Source organism: Micromonospora sp. BQ32 (assembly GCF_059358895.1).
In genome coordinates, this window is sequence record NZ_JCADBI010000001.1 from 462,723 (window position 1) to 484,483 (window position 21,761).

18 protein-coding genes are annotated in these 21,761 nt (G+C 71.1%); 14 read left to right on the plus strand and 4 right to left on the minus strand.

Annotated elements, in window-relative coordinates:
- Nucleotides 1-38 precede the first annotated feature (38 nt).
- Together AC5L30_RS01960 and AC5L30_RS01965 are read right to left on the minus strand one after the other, a co-directional pair.
- Entirely contained in the window at nucleotides 39-1,058 is a 1,020-nt protein-coding gene (locus AC5L30_RS01960) for a phosphotransferase family protein (RefSeq protein WP_494864854.1), read from the minus strand.
- The gene (locus AC5L30_RS01965) at nucleotides 1,055-2,128 is read right to left on the minus strand and encodes a LacI family DNA-binding transcriptional regulator (protein WP_494864855.1); all 1,074 of its coding nucleotides are present in this window, start codon (nucleotides 2,126-2,128) and stop codon (nucleotides 1,055-1,057) included. Before AC5L30_RS01965 ends, AC5L30_RS01960 begins: the two co-directional genes overlap by 4 nt.
- Nucleotides 2,129-2,221: 93 nt before the next feature.
- On the opposite strand from AC5L30_RS01965, the gene AC5L30_RS01970 reads away from it, so the two are divergent.
- The 13 genes from AC5L30_RS01970 to AC5L30_RS02030 all read left to right on the plus strand — a co-directional run bounded on the left by AC5L30_RS01970 (nucleotide 2,222) and on the right by AC5L30_RS02030 (nucleotide 16,314).
- Entirely contained in the window at nucleotides 2,222-2,566 is a 345-nt protein-coding gene (locus AC5L30_RS01970; protein ID WP_091398731.1) for a cupin domain-containing protein, read from the plus strand.
- Nucleotides 2,559-3,275: a cupin domain-containing protein gene (locus AC5L30_RS01975; RefSeq protein ID WP_494864857.1), complete on the plus strand. Its 717-nt coding sequence runs from the start codon at nucleotides 2,559-2,561 to the stop codon at nucleotides 3,273-3,275. The genes AC5L30_RS01970 and AC5L30_RS01975 overlap by 8 nt, the downstream gene beginning before the upstream one ends.
- A 165-nt stretch (nucleotides 3,276-3,440) precedes the next feature.
- On the plus strand, nucleotides 3,441-4,412 hold the full coding sequence (locus AC5L30_RS01980; RefSeq protein WP_494864859.1) for an ABC transporter permease: 972 nt from the start codon (nucleotides 3,441-3,443) through the stop codon (nucleotides 4,410-4,412).
- A 23-nt stretch (nucleotides 4,413-4,435) separates the two neighbouring features.
- Complete coding sequence (locus AC5L30_RS01985) at nucleotides 4,436-5,440, plus strand: ABC transporter substrate-binding protein (RefSeq protein ID WP_494864861.1); 1,005 nt, start codon at nucleotides 4,436-4,438, stop codon at nucleotides 5,438-5,440.
- A 43-nt stretch (nucleotides 5,441-5,483) separates the two neighbouring features.
- Nucleotides 5,484-6,239, plus strand: a complete 756-nt coding sequence (locus AC5L30_RS01990) for an ABC transporter ATP-binding protein (RefSeq protein WP_231394252.1) — start codon at nucleotides 5,484-5,486, stop codon at nucleotides 6,237-6,239.
- 38 nt (nucleotides 6,240-6,277) lie between these two features.
- Nucleotides 6,278-7,429, plus strand: coding sequence for a Gfo/Idh/MocA family protein (locus AC5L30_RS01995; protein WP_494864863.1), 1,152 nt, complete (start codon nucleotides 6,278-6,280; stop codon nucleotides 7,427-7,429).
- Complete coding sequence (locus tag AC5L30_RS02000; protein WP_494864864.1) at nucleotides 7,426-8,577, plus strand: dihydrodipicolinate synthase family protein; 1,152 nt, start codon at nucleotides 7,426-7,428, stop codon at nucleotides 8,575-8,577. Before AC5L30_RS01995 ends, AC5L30_RS02000 begins: the two co-directional genes overlap by 4 nt.
- The gene (locus AC5L30_RS02005; protein WP_494864866.1) at nucleotides 8,574-9,377 is read left to right on the plus strand and encodes a sugar phosphate isomerase/epimerase family protein; all 804 of its coding nucleotides are present in this window, start codon (nucleotides 8,574-8,576) and stop codon (nucleotides 9,375-9,377) included. Before AC5L30_RS02000 ends, AC5L30_RS02005 begins: the two co-directional genes overlap by 4 nt.
- The gene (locus tag AC5L30_RS02010) at nucleotides 9,370-10,554 is read left to right on the plus strand and encodes a purine-cytosine permease family protein (protein ID WP_494864867.1); all 1,185 of its coding nucleotides are present in this window, start codon (nucleotides 9,370-9,372) and stop codon (nucleotides 10,552-10,554) included. The genes AC5L30_RS02005 and AC5L30_RS02010 overlap by 8 nt, the downstream gene beginning before the upstream one ends.
- 357 nt (nucleotides 10,555-10,911) lie before the next feature.
- Nucleotides 10,912-13,983: a S8 family serine peptidase gene (locus tag AC5L30_RS02015; RefSeq protein WP_494864869.1), complete on the plus strand. Its 3,072-nt coding sequence runs from the start codon at nucleotides 10,912-10,914 to the stop codon at nucleotides 13,981-13,983.
- Between the two features lie 152 nt (nucleotides 13,984-14,135).
- Complete coding sequence (locus tag AC5L30_RS02020; RefSeq protein WP_494864870.1) at nucleotides 14,136-14,372, plus strand: hypothetical protein; 237 nt, start codon at nucleotides 14,136-14,138, stop codon at nucleotides 14,370-14,372.
- Between the two features lie 28 nt (nucleotides 14,373-14,400).
- Entirely contained in the window at nucleotides 14,401-15,363 is a 963-nt protein-coding gene (locus AC5L30_RS02025; RefSeq protein WP_494864872.1) for a hypothetical protein, read from the plus strand.
- A 12-nt stretch (nucleotides 15,364-15,375) separates the two neighbouring features.
- The gene (locus AC5L30_RS02030) at nucleotides 15,376-16,314 is read left to right on the plus strand and encodes a hypothetical protein (protein ID WP_494864874.1); all 939 of its coding nucleotides are present in this window, start codon (nucleotides 15,376-15,378) and stop codon (nucleotides 16,312-16,314) included.
- Nucleotides 16,315-16,407: 93 nt separating this feature from the next.
- Here the strand turns inward: AC5L30_RS02030 and AC5L30_RS02035 are convergent, their stop codons facing one another.
- Nucleotides 16,408-19,872, minus strand: coding sequence for a ThuA domain-containing protein (locus AC5L30_RS02035; protein ID WP_494864876.1), 3,465 nt, complete (start codon nucleotides 19,870-19,872; stop codon nucleotides 16,408-16,410).
- A 197-nt stretch (nucleotides 19,873-20,069) separates the two neighbouring features.
- Between AC5L30_RS02035 and AC5L30_RS02040 the strand changes: the two genes are divergently transcribed.
- Nucleotides 20,070-20,948, plus strand: a complete 879-nt coding sequence (locus AC5L30_RS02040; protein WP_494865310.1) for an SAM-dependent methyltransferase — start codon at nucleotides 20,070-20,072, stop codon at nucleotides 20,946-20,948.
- 21 nt (nucleotides 20,949-20,969) lie between these two features.
- Here AC5L30_RS02040 and AC5L30_RS02045 read toward each other — a convergent pair whose 3' ends face one another.
- Nucleotides 20,970-21,443 carry a hypothetical protein gene (locus AC5L30_RS02045; protein ID WP_494864878.1) on the minus strand — a complete coding sequence of 158 codons (474 nt, stop codon included), beginning with the start codon at nucleotides 21,441-21,443 and terminating at the stop codon, nucleotides 20,970-20,972.
- Nucleotides 21,444-21,761: the final 318 nt, after the last annotated feature.

Genomic DNA, 21,761 nt, shown 5'->3' on the forward strand with positions numbered 1-21,761 from the left:
CGTCCGACCACGCGTTGGGCGCCACCCGCGCCGGGGCGTCAGTCGGAGGCGAGTGCGGTGAGCTCCTCGTCGAGCAGGGCCGCCAGCCGGGCGTGCCGGCCGGGATGGCTCCGCGCGGTCATTCCGCGGCTGGGCATCTCCACCGTCATCAGCAGGTACAGGTGCAACCGGTAGAGACCGAGCCGGCGGCGCGCCGAAGCGTCCAGCACCAGTGGTTCGGGTGCGCCGGCCTGGTAGCCGCGCAGCAGGGGGTGCTCCGGCTCGTCCTCGACGCGTCGGAAGAGCAGCGGCGAGACCAGGTCCAACAGCGGGTCGCCGTAGAGGAACCGCTCGCCGTCCACCAGGCCACGCAGCCGCAGCCGGCCGTCCCGGTCGGGTGCGGCCAGCACGTTGCCGTCCCAGCAGTCGAAGTGCAGCAGCGCCGGACGGCGTACCTCGTCGAGCACGTCGGCGTGCCGCCCCACCAGCGCGTGCAGGTGCTCCGGGGTCACCGGTAGGCGGACGTCCCAGTCGGCCGCGTCGGCCAGGAGGTCGTCGAGCATCGCGGTGAACGCCGCCCGCCAGGTCGGCCCGGCGGCCCGGTCGCCGTCGTACCCGAACCGCTCGCCGGTCACCCGGTGCAACGCGGCGAGGGTCACCCCGAGGTCGTAGCGCGCCGGGCCGTCGTCGACCGCGACCCCGACCTCGGCCAGGTCGGACAGCGACCGGCCGGGCAGCATCGCGGTGACCAACCACTCGCCGTACGCCGGGTCGGCGCCGCGCCGCAGCACCGGGGGAACGGGCACCTGCGGCGCCCGCTCCGCGACGAGCCGGAAGTACCGCGCCTCGGCGGCGCAGAGCCCGCGCTCGTAGCGCAGCAGCGGTGTTCCGGCCGGCGGCGCCAGCTTCAGCACCACCCGACGGCCGTCGTCGAGCAGCGCCCACCAGACCGTCGCGTACCCGCCGCCGGCCAGCGGACCGGCGTCCCCGACCCGGGTGTGCGGCCCGAACGATGCCCCGACCAGGTACGCCACATCGGCGCGCGTGAGGGGCCGCTGGGTGGGGTTGGCGCCGGTCACGACGTGGTGTCACCTCGCCGTGCCTGTGGCACGGAACCCGCGGTGGCGCGGGTGGACGGTGGGACGGGACCGGCGGTGTCGCGGCGGACCAGCTCGGCGGGGAGCACCTCGACCCGGGGCGTCGGTGCCTCGCCGCCGAGCACCAGGGACATCGCCCGCACTCCCATGTCGACCAGGGGTAGTCGCACGGTGGTCAGCGCCGGGGTCACGTCCCGGGCGATCGGCATGTCGTCGAAGCCCAGCACCGAGATCTGCTGCGGCACGGCCAGCCCTCGCGCGCGCAGGGTGGCGAGCGCGCCGATGGCCATCGAGTCGTTGAGCGCCACGATCGCGGTCAGCTCCGGGTCGGCGTCGAGCAGTCGGGCGGTGGCCTCGGCGCCACCGTCGCGGTCGAACTCCGCGTACCGGATGCGCCGTTCGGGCAGCTCGCGGCCCTGCTCGGTGAGGGCCTGCCGGAGGCCGGCCAGCCGGTCGGTGGTGGTGGTCAGGATGCGCGGGCCGGCGACCACGCCGATCGCCCGGTGCCCCAGCCCGCACAGCTCCCGCCCGGCGAGGTAACCGCCGGCCCGGTTGTCCGGCATCACCGCGTCGCCGGAGTGCTCGTGCCGGCCGATCACCGCCACCCGCCCACCGGTGGCCTCGTACGCGGCGAGCTTCTCGTTGAGCTGTCGGGTGAACGCCTCGTCGTGGTAGCCCGAGCCGGCCAGGATCAGCGCCGCCACCTGGTGGCCGCGCAGCAGTTCCACGTACTCCAACTCGCGGTCCGGGTCCCGGTAGCTGTTGCAGATCATCAGCAGCCGGCCCTGGTCGGTGGCGACCCGCTGCAGCCCTCGGGTGATCTCGGCGAAGTACGGGTCGGAGACGTCGTGCACGATCACGCCGACCGCGCTGCGGTGCGAGCGGGCCAACAGTTGGGCGTGCGCGTTCGGCACGTACTGCAGCTCGGCGACCGCGGCGAGCACGCGCTCGCGCAGCTCGTCGGTGACCGGCTTGCTGCTGCCGTTGATGACGCGGGAGGCGGTGGCGGGTGAGACGCCCGCTCGGCGGGCCACATCGGACAGGGTCGCCATGGCCCGCCCCCTCGATCTGTTGACGGCGTTTCGTCGTGCCGGCTAGCGTCACCGTACCGCAGAGAAAGCCCTTTCCCGCAGGGAGGCCCGGCCGTGTCCGATCGCTTCGCGGTACTTCAACTCGATGACCTACCCGCCCGGCGCTGCTCGTGTGGGACCACCCGCCGAGGCTTCATCGCCGAGAGCGAGGGGCAGGCCAGCGTGCATCTGCTCCAGGTGCAGGACGCGGTGACCCACCACCACCGGATCGCCACCGAGTACTACGTCGTGCTCGCCGGTGAGGGCGAGATCGAGCTGGACGGCGTCCGTCACCCCGCCCGGCCGATGTCCGCGTTCCTGATCAAGCCGGGCTGCCGGCACCGGGCCATCGGCGACCTCACCGTGCTGCTGGTGTCCCTGCCGGCCGCGGACGACACCGACGAGTACTTCGATGCCTGACCGGCCGGCACCGCTGCCCGGCGGCATCGGGGTGTCCCGGCTGCGTGTCTACGACACTGTCACCTCGGACGGCCTGGTCGGCGGCACCCCGCACGTGCACCTGTGCTGCACCGAGGGGTACGTGGTGACCGACGGCGAGGGCGCCGTGCAGACCCTGACCACCGCCGGCTTCCGGGAGACGCCGCTGCGGCCCGGGGTGGTGGTCTGGTTCGAGCCGGGCACCGTGCACCGCCTGGTCAACGGCGGTGGGCTGAGCATCGTGGTGCTCATGCAGAACAGCGGCCTGCCCGAGGCCGGCGACGCGGTGCTGACCTTCCCACCCGAGGTGCTGGCCGACCCGGCCGCGTACGCCGCGGCGGCGGCGTTGCCCGACGGGGGAGCGCCGGGCGCGGACGTGCACGCCGCGTACCGTCGACGGGATCTGGCGGTGACCGGCTTCCAGGCGCTGCGGTCCGGTGGGCCGGCGGCGCTGGGCGCGTTCCACGCCGCCGCCGTCGCGCTGCGCCAGCCGTTGCTGACCCGGTGGCGGCAGCGGTGGGAGGCCGGTGCGGGCCGTGCCGCCGCCGACACCGCCGCGCAGCTCGACGCCTTGGAGCGGGGGGATCCCGGGCACCTGGGCGACGCCGGGGTGTACGCGGCGGATGAGCCGGTCGAGCGCGGACGGTTGGGCATGTGCGGCCTCCTCGACACCTACCCGGCGGCCGGCTGACGGTCCCTTCGGGACAGCTGTCGGGCTGCCGGGCATCGGTGGAAACAGATCGAGGAAAGGCCTTGCCCGGCGTGAGGGTGCCGCCTACGCTCCAGGAAAGCGTTTGCCTGATCCGCCGACCGGCCCGGTCCACGAGTGCCGTGCCGGGCCCCGAGGAGGTTCCGCGTGACCGAGAACTCTTTGGACACGGCGGGCCAGCAGGCCGCCGCCGACAAGGCGAGCGGTGCGCGGGCAGCCGCTTCCACCCCCGACGGCGTCGCTGCGTCGGAAGCCGACGACGGCGCGATCTCGTCCACGGTGGTGAGACCGTCACCCGGCGGCGGCCGGCCGCCACGCCCGACGCTCGGTCGCCGGGCGGTGGTCTTCGCCGACTCGCTCTGGCGCCCGGCGCTGGTGCTCGCGGTCTTCTTCGCCGCCTGGTGGTTCGTGGCGGCCCGGGAGTACGTCCCGAACTACCTGGTGCCGACCCCCGGCCAGGTCTGGGAGACCATGACCAGTCAGTGGTCCGAGCTGGCCCGGCACACCCTCGTCACCCTCTACGAGACGGTGCTCGGCTTCGTGCTGGCCGCCGCGTTGGGTCTGGTCACCGCGGTCGCCATCGCCTACTCCCGCACCCTGGACAAGGCGCTCTACCCGATCGTCCTGTTCGCACAGGTCATCCCGAAGATCGCCATCGCGCCGTTGCTGGTGGTCTGGTTCGGCCTCGGCCTCACCCCGAAGATCATCCTGGCGGTGCTCATCGCGTTCTTCCCGGTGGTCATCTCCGGCGTGGCCGGGCTGCGCTCCACCGACCCGGAGCTGCTCGACCTCGCTGCCACGATGGGCGCCGGGCCGTGGCGCACCTTCCGCAAGATCCGCTTTCCGAACGCGTTGCCGCACCTGATGGCCGGCCTCAAGGTGGCCGTCACCCTCGCCGTGGTCGGCGCCGTGGTCGGCGAGTTCGTCGGCGCCAGCGAAGGGCTCGGCTACGTCCTGTTGCTGGCCAACGGCAACCTCGACGCCCCACTGCTGTTCGCCGACCTGATCCTGATGTCCGCCATCGGCATCGTCCTGTTCGTCCTGGTCGAGATCGCCGAGGCACTGCTCATTCCGTGGCACGCCAGCCGCCGGGCCGGCGTGTCCCTCACCACCTCCTGACCGACCCCATCACGGAGGCACCGATGAAGCGCACCGCCACCACCATCCTGGCCACCGCCGCCCTGCTCCTCGCCGCGACCGGCTGCGGTGGGGACGACTCCGCCGGCAGCACCAACGCCGACGGCAGCAAGCAGGTCACCCTCACCCTCAACTGGGTGCCCTACGGCGAGCACGCGCCCTTCTACTACGGCCTGCAGAAGGGCTACTACTCCGCCGAGGGCATCGACCTGAAGATCCTGCCCGGCAACGGCTCCGGCAACACGGTCAAGCAGGTCGCCCAGAAGCAGACCGACTTCGGCTGGGCGGACAGCCCGGTGCTGCTCAAGTCGGTGGCCAGCGGGATGCCGGTGCGCAGCCTCGGCGCGTACCTGGAGAAGGGACCCTCCTCGGTGGAGTTCTTCACCGAGGAGAACATCAAGACCCCGGCCGACCTCAAGGGCAAGACCGTCGGCGGCACCCCCGGCGACGCCCTCTACGCGACCTTCCCGGCGTGGCTGGAGAAGAACGGCCTCAAGAAAGACGACGTCAAGGTGGTCAACGTCGACGCCGCCGGCAAGATCGCGGCCCTGGCCGAGGGCAAGGTCGACGCCATCATGGGCTTCTTCCACGACCAGGCGCCCACCATCGAGAGCAAGACCGGCAAGAAGGTCGACGTGCTGCTCTTCGCCGACTACGGGATGAACCTGCTCGGCACCGGCCTGATCGCCAACACCCAGACCCTGCAAAAGGACCCGGAGCTGGTCCGCAAGTTCGTCCGGGCCACCCAGAAGTCCTGGGCCGACGCCGCCCGGGACCCGGCCGGCGCGGTGAGCGCGATGACGGCTCTGGCCGAGAACGAGCCGGCGCCCGAGGTGCTCACCAAGCAGCTCACCCTCAACATGCCGCTGATCGGCGCGGACGGCCCGCCCGGGGTGAACACCGAGGCCCAGTGGACCGAGACCATCGACCTGATGTCCCGCTACGCCGAGCTGAAGGACCCGGGGGCGCCCAGCGCGTACTGGGACTCCTCGTACGCGGCGCAGGGGTGACCCGGTGACCGCCGCGCCGGCAGCCACCGGCACCGCCATCGGGATGTCCGGGCTGACCGTCCGGTTCACCACCCGACGGTCACAGACCACCGCGTTGGACGACGTGTCGCTCGACATTGAGCCGGGCGAGTTCGTCACGATCGTCGGCCCGTCCGGCTGTGGCAAATCCACCCTCCTGAAGATCGTCGCGGGGTTGGTCAAGCCGACCAGCGGCGAGGTGTCGCTGCTGGAGCGCCCGGTGCGCGGCCCGCAGAAGGAGATCGGGTTCGTCTTCCAGAAGGCCGCGCTGCTGGAGTGGCGCGGCGCCCGAGCCAACATCCTGCTCCAGGCCGAGATGCGCGGCATGGACCGGGCGCAGGCGGCTCGTCGCGCCGACGAGCTGATCGAGATGACCGGCCTGACCGGCTTCGAGAAGGCGCTGCCACACGAGCTGTCCGGTGGCATGCAGCAGCGGGTGGCGCTCTGCCGCGCGCTGCTGCACTCCCCGCCGGTGCTGCTCATGGACGAACCGTTCGGCGCCCTGGATGCGCTGACCCGCGAGCAGATGAACGCCGAGCTGCACCGGATCTGGCGGGAGACCGGGACCACGGTGGTGCTGGTCACCCACTCCATCGCCGAGGCGGTCTTCCTCGGTACCCGGGTCGTGGTGATGAGTCCCCGGCCCGGCCGGATCATCCGCACCTTCCCGGTCGAGCTGCCGGCGCACCGCGACTACGCGCAGGTGATGTCGGATCCCCGCTTCGACCGGCTCGCCACCGACCTGCGTGGGTTGCTCGGCAGCGCGGCCGCCAACCACTGAGCGCGGATCGGCACGACCAGCACGACGGAAGGAACACCATGACCCGCAGGTCGATCGGCATCATCGTCAACGGCGTGACCGGACGGATGGGCTACCGGCAGCATCTCGTCCGGTCGCTGCTGGCCATCCGCGAATCCGGCGGTGTGGCGTTGGCCGACGGCACCACCATCTGGCCGGAACCGGTCCTGGTCGGGCGCAACGAGACGAAGCTCCGGGAGCTCGCCGAGCGGCACGGGCTGACCGACTGGACCACCGACCTGACCTCGGCGCTGGCCCGCGACGACGTCGAGATCTACTTCGACGCGCAGGTCACCCAGCAGCGGGAGAAGGCGATCCGGCAGGCCATCGAGGCCGGCAAGCACATCTACACGGAGAAGCCGCTGGCCGAGGACACCGCGGCCGCGCTCGACCTGGCCCGGGCGGCGGACGCGGCCGGTGTACGGACCGGTGTCGTGCAGGACAAGCTCTTTCTGCCCGGTCTGCGCAAGCTCAAGCGCCTCATTGACGGCGGCTTCTTCGGCCGGATCCTCTCGGTGCGCGGCGAGTTCGGGTACTGGGTCTTCGAGGGCGACTGGCAGCCCGCCCAGCGGCCGTCGTGGAACTACCGGAGCGAGGACGGCGGCGGCATCGTGGTCGACATGTTCCCGCACTGGCACTACGTGCTGGAGGAGCTGTTCGGCCGGGTCACGGCCGTCTCCTGTGTGACCGCCACCCACGTGCCCGAACGGGTCGACGAGGCGGCTCACCCGTACGCGGCCACCGCCGACGACGCCGCGTACGCCACCTTCGAACTCGACGGCGGGGTGATCGCGCAGATCAACTCGTCCTGGGCCGTGCGGGTGTACCGCGACGAGCTGGTGGAGTTCCAGGTCGACGGCACGGAGGGCAGCGCGATCGCCGGCCTGCGCAACTGCCGGGTGCAGCACCGGGCGGTCACCCCGAAGCCGGTGTGGAACCCGGACCTGCCGGCCACCGAGGACTTCCGCGCCCAGTGGGCCGAGGTGCCGGACAACGAGGAGTTCGACAATGGCTTCAAGGTGCAGTGGGAGGCGTACCTGCGGCACGTGGTGGCCGGCGAGCCGTTCCGGTGGGACTTCCTGGCCGGCGCGCGCGGCGTGCAGCTCGCCGAGCTGGGACTGCGCTCCGCCCGCGAGGGTGGTCGCATCGAGGTGCCGGAGCTGCGCTCATGAGCGCCGAGGTGGTGCTGCCCGGTGGGCGGCGGCACCGACTCGCCGGAGGCAGCGGCTTCGCCCGACCGGACGCGCCGGCGACCAGCCGGATCGCGTACGCCGCCGCACACGTGGTCGCTGACCCGGGCGCGGAGAACGTGCCGGGTGCCCCGGCGGCGGTGGACTGGGACACCACCCTCGCCTTCCGGCGGCACCTGTGGTCGTACGGGTTGGGGGTCGCCGAGGCGATGGACACCGCCCAGCGGGGGATGGGGCTGGACTATCCGGCCACCCGGGAGCTGATCCGGCGTAGCGCCGCCGAGGCCCGCGCCGTCGGTGGCCGGATCGTCGCCGGAGTCGGCACCGACCAACTGCCGGTCGGCCCGGCCACCCTGGCGGCGGTCACCGCCGCGTACGCCGAGCAGCTCGACGACGTCCGCGCCGCCGGCGCCCGGCCGGTGCTGATGTGCAGCCGGCACCTGGCCGCCGCCGCGCGCGGCCCGGAGGACTACCTGCGGGTGTACGACGAACTGCTGAGCGCCGCCGACGAACCGGTGGTGCTGCACTGGTTGGGCCCGATGTTCGACCCGGCGTTGACCGGCTACTGGGGTGCGGTCGACCTCGACCTGGCCGCCGACACGGTGATCGAGCTGATCAAGGCACACCAGTCCAGGGTGGACGGCATCAAGGTCTCGCTGCTGGACGCCGACCGGGAGATCGCGTTGCGTCGCCGCCTGCCGGCCGGGGTACGCCTCTACACCGGTGACGACTTCCACTACCCGGAGCTGATCCGGGGTGACGAGGTGGGTCACTCCGACGCGCTGCTCGGGGTGTTCGCGGCCATCGCGCCGGCCGCCGCCGCCGCGCTGGCCGCCCTGGACCGGGGCGACCTGACGGCGTACGACGAGATCTTCGGGCCCACCGTGCCGCTGGCCCGGCACCTGTTCGCGGCGCCGACCTGGCACTACAAGACGGGGATCGTGTTCCTGGCCTGGTTGGCCGGGCACCAGGACCACTTCACGATGGTCGGTGGCGCCCAGTCCGGTCGGTCTCCGGCGCACCTGGCCACCCTGCTCACCCTGGCCGACGCCGCCGGGCTGCTGCCCGACGCCGACCTGGCCGCCGCCCGCGCCCGCGCCCTGTTCACGGTGGCGGGGGTGGCCCAGTGAGCCTCGCGCGGTTCTCGTTCAACCAGGCGACCGCCCAGCGCTGGCCGCTGCCCGAGGTGGTGGCCGGGTGCGTGGCGGCCGGCGTGCCGGGCATCGGCCTGTGGCGGGAGCCGGTGGCCGAGTACGGGTTGGCCCGCTCGGCGAAACTGGTCCGCGACGCTGGCCTCGCCGTCACGTCGCTGTGCCGGGGCGGGTTCTTCTCCGCCGACGACTGGCGCGCGGAGAACCTGCGGGCCATCGAGGAGGCCGCCGCCCTCGGGGCCCCGGAGCTGGTGCTGGTCTCCGGTGGGCTGCCGGCCGGCAGCCGTGACGTCGACGGGGCCCGGCGTCGGGTCGCCGACGCGATCAGCGAGCTGGCCCCGCACGCCGAGGCCGCCGGGGTCCGGCTTGCCATCGAGCCGCTGCACCCGATGTTCGCCGCCGACCGGTGCGTGATCGCCACCCTCGCCCAGGCGCTGGACATCGCCGAGCGGTTCGACCCGGCGGTGGTCGGCGTGGTCGTCGACGCGTACCACGTCTGGTGGGACGACACGGTGTACGCGCAGATCGCCCGGGCCGCCGCCCGGATCGCCGCGTTCCAGGTGTGCGACTGGGTGACCCCGCTGCCGGAGGGCGTGTTGCTCGGCCGGGCGTTGCCCGGCGACGGCTGCATCGAGCTGCGCCGGCTGCGCGAGGCGGTCGACGCGGCCGGTTACGTGGGCCCGATCGAGGTGGAGGTCTTCTCCGCCGAGGTGTGGGCGCGTCCGGGCGCGGAGGTGCTCGACGCGGCGATCGCCGGCTACCTGCGCCACGTTGTCTGACCTTCCCGAACGGCGCTGGCCGGCGGCGGTCGGCGCCTGGCTGGGCATCGGCACCGCACCCGCCACGCTGGTGCTCGGCGCGGCGATGGCCGCCCGGCACGGCGGCGCGGTGCCGGTGGCCGGGCTGCTGGTCGGCGGGGCGGTGATGGCGGCGCTGCTCTGGGGGCAGGGGCGGATCGGCCTGCGCCGGCCACTCGGCGACGGCGGGACGCTGACCGCGGTGTTGCCCGCGTACCTGGGCGACACCTCGCGGTTGCTGCTGGCGGCGGTGCTGGCCGTGTCGATGGTCGGGTGGAACGGGTTCAACGTCGGGCTCGGTGGGGCCTCGCTGGCCGCGCTGACCCACCTGCCGGGCTGGGCCGGGCCGGTGCTGCTGGAGGTGGCGGTCCTCGCCGTCTCCTGGGCGCCGGCCCGGCTCGGCAACCGGGTCGCGGTGGCCACCACGCTCAGCGCCGTGGTGCTGGTCGGCTGGTGCCTGACGGTGCTGCCACCACCCGGTGCGCCGGTCCGCCTGGCCGCCGGTGGGCTCGCCGACGCCGCCGCGCTGATCGGGTACGCGGCCGTGTTCGCGCTGCGCGCGCCGGACTTCAGCGTTGGCCTCACCCGGCGGCGGGACCTGGCCTGGTGCGTGGGGCTGCTGATCGGGCCGGCGCTGCTCGGGGTGCTCGCCGGTGCCGGCCTGTGGCTGCGGACCGGCTCGGCCGACGTGGTCGCGTTGCTCGCCGCCGGCTCGGGGCTGGCCGCGTACGCGAATCTGTTCGTCGCGGTGGCGGTCTTCGCGGCGGCGCTGACCACCACGTACTCCGGTTCCTTGGCGTTGCGTGGCCTGGCTCCCCGCCTGCCGGCGCGGGCGGCGATGCTGCTCGTCGCGGTGCTCGGCGGGGTGCTGGCGGTGGCGCGGTTCGACCGTCTGGTGCTGCCCTGGCTGACCCTGCTGGCCGCAGCGTTGCCGGTGCTGGTGGTGCCGATGGCCGTGGAGGCGGCGGCCCGTCGGCGCGGCCGTGTCCCGCGTACCGTGCCCGCCTGGTGTTGGGTGCCGCCGGCGTCGCTTGCGGTGGCCTGCACCCTCGCCGGGGTGGGCGTCGCCCCGCTGCTCGGGCTGGCCCTGGCCGCGGCGTGCACCCTGCTCTGGCGCCGCCGAGGAGGCGCGGGCCAGATGGCCCATGGCGGCGCCTAGCGGGTGGCGTGCGGGCCGTGGTCGCTGACCTGGGCGTCGAACCAGTGGTGCAGGGCGTCACGAAGCCCGGCGTCGTTCGTGGTGTGGGTGGCGCGTGCGCCGTCGGGGATGGCCTCGTACTCGATGGCCGTGCGGTCACCGTCCTCCGGACGCCAGGACGGCCAACGGTTATCCGCTTTCGATCATGGTATTGACGGCACACCACCTACCGCGCGTACGGTGATCTTGCCAGTACCGGCGTTCCGTAACACCGCGCAAATCCTCCATTAACCGGTGTGGACTTGGGTGGGGGAGCGCTCCCAATGGCGGATCGCGATCACTGACATGCTCCACAAGGGAGCAACCGAAAGGAGCCTCGTGGCTACAGGCACGAGCGGAAACAGGCTGCGAAGACTGGCGATACCTACGCTGGTCGTCGCCCTGATCACCGGTACCACCGGTGTCGCGGGAACGGCGTCGGCGGCACCCGCGGGGCCGTCGGGTAACGGCGGTGGCGCCGGCTACTTCACCGCCGGTTCCGACCGGAAGATCACCCTGACCGACGGGGCCGACCGCCGACCCGGCGGCAACCGTGCGGCCACGCCGAAGGCAGCCGTCGACGAGGCCGGCTCCGGCATGTACGTCGTCGAGTTGGCCGAGGACCCGTTGACCACGTACACCGGTGGGGTGTCCGGTCTGGCGCGGACCCGCCCGGCGGCGGGTAACCGGCTGGACGTGACGTCGACGCCGTCGCAGGCGTACCGCCGGCACCTCGACGCGCAGCGGGCCGCCGTCGCCGCCGCGGCCGGGGTCAAGGTCACCGCCGTCTACACGACCGCGTTCAACGGGTTTTCGGCGACGCTGACCGCCCAGCAGGTGAGCACGTTGCGGGCGGACAAGCGCGTCCGCACCGTCACCGCCTCGCGGGCTCTCGGCACCCCCTCGACGCCGCCCACCGCGACCACGGCGACCGCCGCCAACCCGACGCCCGCCACCTCAAGTGGCGCGGACCCGTCGGCGCCGACGGACCGCTCCGGCCGCCCGGCCAAGCCCGGCCCCGGCACGGGCGCGGGCATGGTGATCGGCGTCCTGGACACCGGCATCTGGCCGGAGAGCGCGTCGTTCGCCAAGAAGATGCCCGCTCCCGCGAACTGGCGTGGCACCTGCCAGACCGGTGTGGCCTTCGTGGCCGAGCACTGCAACGGCAAGATCGTCGGAGCCCGGTACTTCGCCGACTCGTGGCTCGCCGGCGGTGGTTCGGTGCCCGAGGGCGAGTTCCTGTCCCCCCGCGACGCGTCCGGGCACGGCACCCACACCGCCTCTACGGCCGCCGGCCTGCCGATCTCGAACGTCACCATCGACGGTCGCCAGTTCGGCCCGGTCTCCGGAATGGCGCCGGATGCTCAGATCGCCGTCTACAAGGTGCTCTGGGGCGGCATGGGCTACGACGCCGACATCATCGCCGGCATCGACGCGGCCGTCGCCGACGGCGTGCAGGTGCTGAACTTCTCGATCGGCTCGCAGCTCGGCGACTGGGAGGCCAACACCCCCATCGGCATCGCCTTCCTCAACGCCACCCTGGCCGGGGTCTTCGTCGCGGCGTCGGCCGGCAACACCGGCATCGTGAGTGGAGCGATCAGCAACGCGGCGCCCTGGGTGACCACGGTCGGCGCGGCGGTGACCAAGCTCGACGAGGCCACCGCCAAGCTGGGCGACGGTACGAAGCTGGTCGGCGGTTCACTGGACGCCCTGCCCGGCGGCGGCGCACGGCCGCTGGTCTTCGGTGACCAGGCCGGCTCGCCGGATCTGGGCGCGGTCTACTGCGAGCCCGGAAGCCTGGACCCTGCCAAGATCAAGGGCAAGGTGGTCGCCTGCGCGCTGTCCGACATGTTCGGCTCCGCCGCCGAGATCAAGGCCAAGGGCGGGGCGGCGATGATGGTGTTCGACCCGGTCGGCAACTACCGGATCAACTCCATCTTCAACTTCCCGGTGGTCTACCTGCCGACGGAGAAGCAGGCCGGCACGCTGTTCAACTACCTGATGCGCCACCCCACCGACGCGACCGTTTCGTTGCGCACCGGCGGTGACGGCTCCAGCGTGCCGGGCATACCGAGCGTGGCGGACTTCTCCTCCACCGGCCCGGACAAGGTGACCCTCGGCGTCTTCAAGCCGGACCTGGTCGCGCCCGGGTCGAACATCATCGCCGCGGTCTCACCGGCCGGAAACTTCGGGCGACAGTACGACGCCTACTCCGGCACCTCGATGGCCTCGCCGTACGTGGCCGGGGCGGCGGCGATCCTGCGCGCCACGCACCCGGACTGGTCACCCGGCGCGGTCGCCTCCGCGCTGCGCACCACCGCCACCGACACCGTCGGCACCAGCAGCCCTCTCGACCAGGGCAGCGGATTCATCAATCTGCCCCGAGCCACCGACCCGGGACTGGTCATCGAGCCGACGGCGGCGGAGCTGATCGAGTTCAGCGAGACGGCCGAACCCGACGGCAAGGCACTCAACCTGCCGGCCATCTCGTTGCGCGAGTACGACGGGACCCGCCCGGTGACCGTCACCCGCACCCTGACCAATGTGGGCAAGGCGCGGGAGACCTACCGTTCGTCGGTGTCCGGTCTGCCCGGCATGAAGGCCACCGTGTCGCCGGCGTCGGTGACCCTGGCACCCGGCAAGTCCGCGACGGTCACCATCACGTTGCGTCGGGGCAGCGCGCCCTGGGACCGGTACGTGACCGGGTCGATCACCTGGCGCGGCAAGGCCCACAGCGCCCGGATCCCGGTCGCCGCCCGTCCGTGGGGCATCTCGGCCCGGCCGTACGCGGACGACGGGGAGGAGTTCGCCCGGATGACCAACGGTGCCTTCGGCATGGTCCAGCCGGGCTTCACCGGCCCGCTCGTCGGTCGCAGCACCGGTTACACCCCGATGCGGCGCACGTCGTACTCGATGCCGGCCGGCGTCTACGGGGGCGTGTTCGACCCGAGCGCCACCGGAGTGAAGAAGGTCGACTTTACGGTGCCGGCGAACACCGCCGGCATTGTCGTCGAGGCCAACACCGCCGATCCGAACACGAACCTTGATCTCTACCTGTACAAGGGCGACACCCTCGTCTACAGCAGTGACAGGTTCTGGACCAGCGCCGAGCAGGCGTACAAGTTCCTGCCCGAGCCGGGGCGCTACACCGCCTACGTGTTCGCGCAGCTGCCCGGTGGCCCGGTCGTCGACTTCGATCTGAGTCACGCCATCATCGGCCGTAACGCCACCTATGCGGGTGCCACCCTCACGCTGCCCTCCACCTCGGAGCGCGGTCAGGGCTTCAACTTCACGCTGAAGCCGAACAAGCCGCTGGCCGAGGGTGATTTCTGGGCGTACACCGAGTACAGCACCAACGGCACGGTGGTTCCCGGCAACCTCGTCTACACCCAACAGAGTTCCTGGCAGTAATCCCGTTAGCCGAGCGTGGGGCGGTGTCGAGCGCACCGCCCCATGCTCTTTCCCCGCTCGGCGCTGACGTAGCGACCTATATATGCCGATTTGCGACTCTCCTCCGCTCCGTTGCGGTAGACCTGTACGGGTAACTCACGGTTGAGAGCCGGGTGCCCCGCAATGCGCCGACTCCTGACCAGGACATCGGCGCGGCCGCCGGCAGGCTGCGCGAGGCGGGGGTTCTGATGGCCAACGAGATTCCTGCCGTCGACCCTGCCCAGTTCGAGGTGGGGGCCGTCGGCTACGCGATCAGCGCCGGCAACAGCATCGAGTGGGCGTGCTCGGTGCCTTCGTCGGCTACCGCGATCTCCGGTACGCCACCTGACCCGATTCCATCCGCCCCCTGATCGGGGCTGCACCCCGTAGAGGAGAGACGTGGCCCATCTCAGTGTCCGCACTCAGGCGATGCCCGACGCGAACCCGTTCGCCTCGCCGGTGGTGTTCGATTTCAGCGCGGACATCGACAGCGGCGAGCAGATCCTGGCGTACGCCGTCGCGATGAGCGGCTTCGTCCTGAACTACCAGACCAACTCGCTCTGGTGGGCGGAGGACGCGGGCGCGGTCGGGGTGTCACTCACCCCCAATCTGATCGGCGCCGTCGTCGCCGTCGGCGGCAACGTCATGCTCACCGACTATGACGGCGACAGCGCCATCGACCCGCCCGACTCCGACAGCGGCCCGGGCAGCGTCGCGCAGGTCAGCGTGCTGGCGGTGATCGATACGCCGTACACGTCGGGTCCGGTCTGTGCCACAGCCTTCGGCCTGACCTCCGGCCAGGACTCGTCGGTCGTCCCGGTCGGGGACAACACCACAAGCCTGGCCTTCCTCTCCGGGTTTTCCGTCGCCGCGAGCGACGGCACCGGCGAGATCGGCGGGCTCACCCTCGCGTCGAGCGTGGCTTCTCCCATGGGCAACCAGGTGACGGTCAACGGCAGCGTCGGCCTGACGAATTTCTCGACGACTGGCACGGTCGACGTCGGGCTCCTCTCCTACGGCACCAATCTCGTCGGATTCGACGTGCAGCCGGCGGCCGTGATCTGGCTCGCTCCGGAGGGGCAGCAGGGCATGACCGGAGTGTTCTTCGTGGACTTCACCATTCCGTCCGGCTACTCGTCCGTCGCCCAAGCCGCGCTGCTGCTGCAGGACGTCAGCATCGTCTACGACGACACCGCCGAGTTCCAACTGATCCAGGTGATGCAGGCGGGCGACCTGAGCATCAACTCCTGCACCGTCTCCGGAAGCGTCGTGCTCAACCTGTTCAACCCGGATTCCGGTGCCCACCACTACATCTGCTCGGACAGCAGCGCAACGCTGTCCGTGATCGCCCAGTTCGCCTGACCGGAGGAAATCGTGTCGATCGCCATCCAGACCAGCATGATCACCGGCAACGGCTCGGCGACATTCACGTTCCCGAGCACGATCGGTGCCTACGCGTACGCGTTGCAGCAGTTCAACCTGCAGACCCTGCAACTGGGGACGGTCATCCAGCGGATCGGCCTCGCGCTGCGCCCGCGCGACGGCACCGGCGTCGGCACCACGTCGCTCATCATCGACCAGCAGATGCTCCTCGACCAGGTCGACCTTGACGGGTCGTGGGCCGAGGTCGCGGTCATCGCGTGGCTCGGCTCCACCAACCCGCCCGGCCTGTTCCTGCAGAACCAGAACGGCATCATCGTCGACCAGATGTCGTCTGGCACGTCGTCGTCATCGGTGTCCACCGGCGGCCCCCCGATGTACGCCAGCGCGGCGATCGCCGGCTTCTCGTACCAGTTCGCCGAGGACAACTCGGACTTCCTCGGCATCGGCGCCGGGGTGGGCGCCACACCCGACCCGTACGCATCCACTCCCAGCGTGTCGGTGGTCGGGTCCGGCATCTGGACCGGTGACTCGGCCTTCACCGGTGTCGTTGACGCCGCCCTCATCGCGACGACGGGAAACGATCTCGGCCTCGGCCTCGGATACCTGCCCAACCCGGCATGGGGTACGAACGTCGTCGACCAGTTGCCGGGCCTCGGCGGCGCGCCGGTGGGCGCGGCGGCCTTCCTGATCCAGTCGTTCTTCTGCCAGTTCTGCATCAACGCCATCGGGCACGACACCCCCGACTTCTCGCAGCTGACGACCGGGGTCCCGTCGAACGTGGTGCAGCTGAACGTCCCGTCGGACGGCAATGTCAGCTTCCGGTCCGTGCAGCAGCTCTGCGGCTGCGCCATCGTCGACGAGGGGCCGGTCATCTTCTCGGCCGAGAACCTGGTCGCCAACTACCTGGTCACTGAAACCGCTTCCTGCTGAGCTGGGCACCACGTCCGTGATCGACTAGCGCCCCGACGGCGCACTGTCGGCGGTGACGGGCGGGTTTGATCCCCGCCCGCCAGCGCGCGACGGTCAGGTGACCGTGATGGTCAGGTTGAGCGAGCGGGTCTCCCCGCTGGTGTAGGTGACCGTCACCCGGGCGGTGAAGGTCCCCTTGCGGGGGTAGCTGTGGGCCGTCGACCGTAGTGTCGCCCCGTGCGTGATGGCGCTGTTGTCGCCGAAGTCCCACGCGTAGTCGGTGATGCTCTGCCCGGACGGCGCGGTCGCCGTGGCGGTGAGCGTGGTGGTCAGCGGTGCGGCGCCGCCGGTCGGGTTGGCGGCCAGGGACAGCGTCCCGCCCGGCTCCTGCTTGACCCCGGCGCCGTTGAACCGCAGCCAGTCCAGGGCGAGCAGGTCCGGGGTGCCATTGACCTGGGCGGCGTTGACGAACTTCGCGTACAGGGTGGTGGTGCCGGTGGGCTTGTTGGTCAGCGTGACGGTGGGGGAGACCAGGTTGTCCCAGCCGCCGGTCGACCCGATGGTGGCCGTGCCGATCAGCGTGCCGGTGGGCGAGCCGGTCCGCAGCTCGATGGTGCCGCCGAGCCCACCGTTGGTGACCCCAAGCGTCACCGAACCGACGTTGCGCAGGTCCGCCGGCCCGAACGCCACCCAGTCGTTGTGGTCGACCTCGCCGAGTCGCTTGCCGGCGCGGGCGGTGGCCCGGTCGTTGACCGTGACGCCGGACTGGGCGCTGAAGTGCTCAGCCTCCTTGCTCTTGGGCTGCAACTGGACGCGGGTCGAGCCGGTCAACGCCGGTACGCCGCCGGCCGCGCCGCCGTCGGTGTACTGCGCGGTGATCAGGGTGTAGAGGTTCTGCCCCGGTCCGTGGCCGTCACCGGCGTCCGCCTCGGTGGCGAGCAGCCCGGAGCAGCCGGTGTACACGTCCAGCGGGTGGGCGTGCTGGTCGTGGCCGAGCTGCGTCTGCACGGTAACCTTGGCGCAGTCGATGCTGGTTTCCTCCGGGTCGGTGACCGTCACCGTGTACGGGATCTTGTCACCGAAGTCGAAGAACCCGCCGTTGGGCACGGTGATGGTCACCGTGGGTCGGGTGTTGCCGACCACCACCTCGGTGACCGCGGTGGCGGTCAACCCGTTACCGCTGTTGCGGACGGTCAGCCGGGCGGTGTGCTTCCCGGCCGTCGAGTAGGTGTGGCTCGGGTTGGCGGCGGTGGAGTCGGTGCTGCCGTCGTTGGTGAAGTCCCAGGCGTAGCTGAGCGCCGACCCGTCACCGGCGGACGACCCGGCCGAGGAGAACGTCACCGCGAGCGGTGTACGCCCGCTGTCCGGGGTGGCGGCGATCTTCGCGGTCGGTGGCCGCCCGTTGGCGACGTAGTCGATCCGGTAGATGCCCGCGCCGGCGTTGCTGCCGCCGCGACCGCTGCCGGTGCCCTCGCCGAAGTCGATGACGTAGAGCGAACCGTCCGGGCCGAACTCCGCCTCGAAGGGCTGGATCCAGCTCATGTTGCCGAAGACCCCGTTGATCGACTGGAGGTCACCAACGGCCGTCGGGCCGAAGCGTGCGTTGCTGAAGGTCTGCGCCGTCTTGTGGATCGAGAGCGTCTTGAACCACCTGCGGGTCAGCTCGTAGGTGATCCACTTGCCCTCGAAGTACTCCGGGAACTTCGTCGTGCGGGTGTTGGCCGGGTCGTAGTCGTAGACCGGACCGCTCATCGGCCCGCCACCGCCGGTGCCCAGCTCCGGGAACTGGGTGGAGGCGGAGTACGCGTACCAGACCAGCGCGGACTTCGCCGTTGGCAGGGTGGTCAGGCCGGTGTTGTTGGGTGAGTTGTTGACCGGCGCGGCGCAGTTGAACTTCGCCCCCGAGGTGTTGGTGGCGAAGTTGTAGTCGTTGAACGGAATGTTGTTGCCCACGCAGTACGGCCAGCCGAAGTTGCCGGCGCTGGTGATCCGGTTGAACTCGACAGTCCCTTCCGGACCCCGGTTGGGGTCGGCGGCGCGGGCGTCCGGGCCGTAGTCGGCCACCAGCACCGCGTTGGTCTGCGGCTCGACGGTGATCCGGAACGGGTTGCGCATGCCCATCGCGTAGATCTCCGGCCGGGTCCTCGCGGTGCCGGCCGGGAAGAGGTTGCCGCTCGGCACGGTGTACGTACCATCGGCCTGTGGGGTGATCCGCAGGATCTTGCCGCGCAGGTCGTTGGTGTTGCCGGCGGTGCCCTGGGCGTCCCAGGCGGCACGGCCGGCGCGCTCGTCGACCGGGGTGTAGCCGCTGGAGGCGAACGGGTCGGTGTTGTCACCGATCGCCGCGTAGAGCCGTCCGGCCCCGTCCATGGCCAGCGACCCGCCCATGTGCGAGTTGGCCCGGCCCTCACCCCGGTAGGTGGGGACGGTCAGCAGGCGTTTCTCCGAGGAGAGCGCGACGCTGTTGTTGGCGACCGTGAACCGGGACAGGTTGAGCTGTTTGAGGGTCTTGTCCGACCAGAGCAGGTAGATCCAGCCGTTGCTGGCGAAGTTACGGTCCAGGGTCATCCCGAGCAGCCCGTCGGACTGGTCGGTCATCGCCGAGGTGTACGCGAAGTCCAGCAGCGTGGTGACCTGGAGGGTGTCGGAGTTGACCACCTTCAGCGCGCCGGTGCGCTGGATGTAGTAGACCTTCCGGTCCGGGGCCACGGCCAGCTCGAACGGGTCGGCCAGGTTCTCGGTGACCAGCCCCACCCGTTCGAAGTTGCTGGTCTTGGTGGCCGAGCAGTCACCGGCGACCGCGCCGGCCGCCCACTCGATGCCGTAGCGCAGGTGCTCCAGGAACGTCGGCGTGCTGAACTGGGAGCTGGCGTGCCCACCGGCGGTGAACCAGGACCGGCCGCCGTCGTAGCGCTGACACCAGGAGTACGCGTGGTCGACGCCCTCGTCCAGGCCGTTGATCCCGTCGCGCACCTTGATCTGGGCGAGGGTGTGCACGTTGCCGGTCGGGTTGGTCCGCCAGTTGTACCACTCCTCGCTCTGCTCCCAGAGCTCCGGCAGGTTGCGCGTCGAGGGGTGCGCCCGGTCGAGCACCTTGACCCGGCCGGGGAAGGTGCCGCCGGTGGACGAGAAGTCCGGGTGGTAGTCGAAGATCGTGCCGACCAGGCCCTCGTACCAGGGCCAGTCGCGTTCGCTCGCCGAGGCGGCGTGCAGGCCGGCCCAACCACCGCCGTTGCGGATGAACGTCTGCAACGCGGCCCGCTGGCTGGCGTTGAGCAGATCACCCGAGGTCGGGAGCGAGTTGGTGTTGTTGAAGACGAGAGCGTCGAAGGTGGCGAGGTTGGCGTCGGTGAAGGCCGCCGCGTCGGTGGTGGCGACGACCTCGAAGTTGTGTGCGGCGCCGAGCTGCTGGATCGCGGCGATGCCGGCCGGGATCGAGTCGTGGTAGAAGTTGGTGATTTTGGAGAAGACCAGCACTCGGAAGCGCGGGGCGGCCTCGGCGGGCAGGGCGGTGGTGGTGCTCACCACGGTGGCGATGGCGAGCAGGATCAGGCAGAACGCGCGGAGGTGTCGGGGCATGGGGGCGCTCCCTGTCGGACGGTGAGGGGCGGAAAGCGCTTTCTCGCTGCCCGCATCACGGTACTGACAGCCAGTGACGACCGTCAATAGCGTCTGGTAAGCGTTTTCCCGCCGTGCGGCGTCCGTGCGTTGGCGGCCCCCACGAGCCCATGGGTACGGCTTAAGCTGTCCTCTGGATACGTCCCGTGACGCTACGGATGCGGCGTGTCCCGTCGACCTGGGGAGGTCTCGTGACGGTGCCGTCCACGTCGGAATTGCCCGAGGGCCGGGGTGCCGACCGGATCGACACCACGACGGTGCATCCGGCTCGCCGCTACAACTACTGGCTCGGCGGCAAGGACAACTTCGCCGTCGACCGGCAGTCCGGCGACCAGATCGCGGCCGTCTACCCGGGGGTGCGCACGCTCGCCCGGGAAAACCGGGCCTTCCTCGGCCGGGCGGTCCGGTTCCTCACCGAGGTGGTCGGCGTCCGGCAGTTCCTCGACATCGGCACCGGCATCCCGAGCGCCGACAACACCCACGAGGTGGCCCAGTCCGTCGCCCCCGACTCCCGGGTGGTCTACGTCGACAACGACCCGATGGTGCTGGTCCACGCCCGAGCGCTGCTGACCAGCGACCCGGCCGGGGCCACCGCCTACCTCGACGCCGACCTGCGCGACCCGGAGAAGATCCTCGCCGACCCGGTGTTGCACGCCACTCTGGACCTGTCCCAACCGGTGGCCCTGGTGCTGATCGCCGTGACGCACTTCCTCACCGACGACGACCGTCCCCACGAGCAGGTCGCCCGCCTGCTCGACGCGCTGCCGTCGGGCAGCTGGCTGGCGCTGACCCACTTCACCACCGACCACATCCCCGCCGAGATCGTCAGGCGGATGGAGGCCGAGTTCGCCGCCGGCCGGATGAAGCAGGACGCCGTACCCCGCGACCGCGCCGAGTTCGCCCGTTTCTTCACCGGCCTGGAGTTGGCCGAACCAGGCATCGCCCCGGTCACCGAGTGGCGGCCGCAGGTGCCGCCGGAGCAGCGTCCGCCCCTGGCCGACGCCTCCATCTACGGCGCGGTGGCTCGCAAACCCTGACCGGTCGGGCCCGTCCCGCGGTCAGGCGAACGGCTGCGGGTCGAAGCTGATACCACCCCGCTCGGCCATCCGGAGCACCCGATTGCCGTAGCGCGGGGGTTGGCGCAGGTACAGGGTGTAGTCCGACGCCTGGAACCTCAGGTCCAGGTCGCGCCCCTCAAGGTGCCAGCAGCGTTCCCCCGAACGGGACCGGGCCTCCTGGCGTAGGTTCTTCAACTCGAACGGCAGGCACACGGAGCGCAAGCCGCCGACGATGTCCCACACGCTGTGAAAGATCAGCGTGGCTGGCGCGACCCAGAAGCGGACGTCTCGCATGGGCCCCGGATCGACCCGGCGCACGATGTAGTCGAGGTCGAGATGCAGCCGCAAGGCCGACGGTGCGGTGGGGTCGAGGTCGTCGTCCTCCCGGTAGTCCAGGGTCGGGTCCTCAGGCGGGCCCTCGTCGTCGGTCACGGCGAGCGCGTGAATCCGGCAGTAGTCCCACGACGTCTCCATCAAATCCTGATCCGTCAGGGTGGCCTTCCGGAGACCGGACTCAGGGTGCACAACCGTCGTCATAAGACGATTATCGCCACCCGCGTCGACAGCGCTAGATGTCTATCGGCAGGTGAGAACCCGCCTTGGCTCGCCGACGGGACGTGTCTCGTCGAGCGACATACCTCTGAGTCATAGATATACCCCTGAGGTAGTTCGCTCTTCACCAACCCGGCTGCTCGGCCGCGACCAGGTCAGCGGCTCGTGGAGATCAGCTCTGCGGCGCGAGGACCGCGTACCTCAAACTGTCGGTACGAGTCTCACCCGGACAGGAGCCCA

Bases quoted from the DNA above. Each gene is read 5' to 3' on its own strand.
- AC5L30_RS01965 (WP_494864855.1), bottom strand. From the start codon at position 2,128: ATGGCGACCCTGTCCGATGTGGCCCGCCGAGCGGGCGTCTCACCCGCC.
- AC5L30_RS01975 (WP_494864857.1), top strand. From the start codon at position 2,559: ATGCCTGACCGGCCGGCACCGCTGCCCGGCGGCATCGGGGTGTCCCGG.
- AC5L30_RS01985 (WP_494864861.1), top strand. From the start codon at position 4,436: ATGAAGCGCACCGCCACCACCATCCTGGCCACCGCCGCCCTGCTCCTC.
- AC5L30_RS01990 (WP_231394252.1), top strand. From the start codon at position 5,484: ATGTCCGGGCTGACCGTCCGGTTCACCACCCGACGGTCACAGACCACC.
- AC5L30_RS01995 (WP_494864863.1), top strand. From the start codon at position 6,278: ATGACCCGCAGGTCGATCGGCATCATCGTCAACGGCGTGACCGGACGG.
- AC5L30_RS02000 (WP_494864864.1), top strand. From the start codon at position 7,426: ATGAGCGCCGAGGTGGTGCTGCCCGGTGGGCGGCGGCACCGACTCGCC.
- AC5L30_RS02035 (WP_494864876.1), bottom strand. From the start codon at position 19,872: ATGCCCCGACACCTCCGCGCGTTCTGCCTGATCCTGCTCGCCATCGCC.
- AC5L30_RS02040 (WP_494865310.1), top strand. From the start codon at position 20,070: ATGCGGCGTGTCCCGTCGACCTGGGGAGGTCTCGTGACGGTGCCGTCC.
- AC5L30_RS02045 (WP_494864878.1), bottom strand. From the start codon at position 21,443: ATGGAGACGTCGTGGGACTACTGCCGGATTCACGCGCTCGCCGTGACC.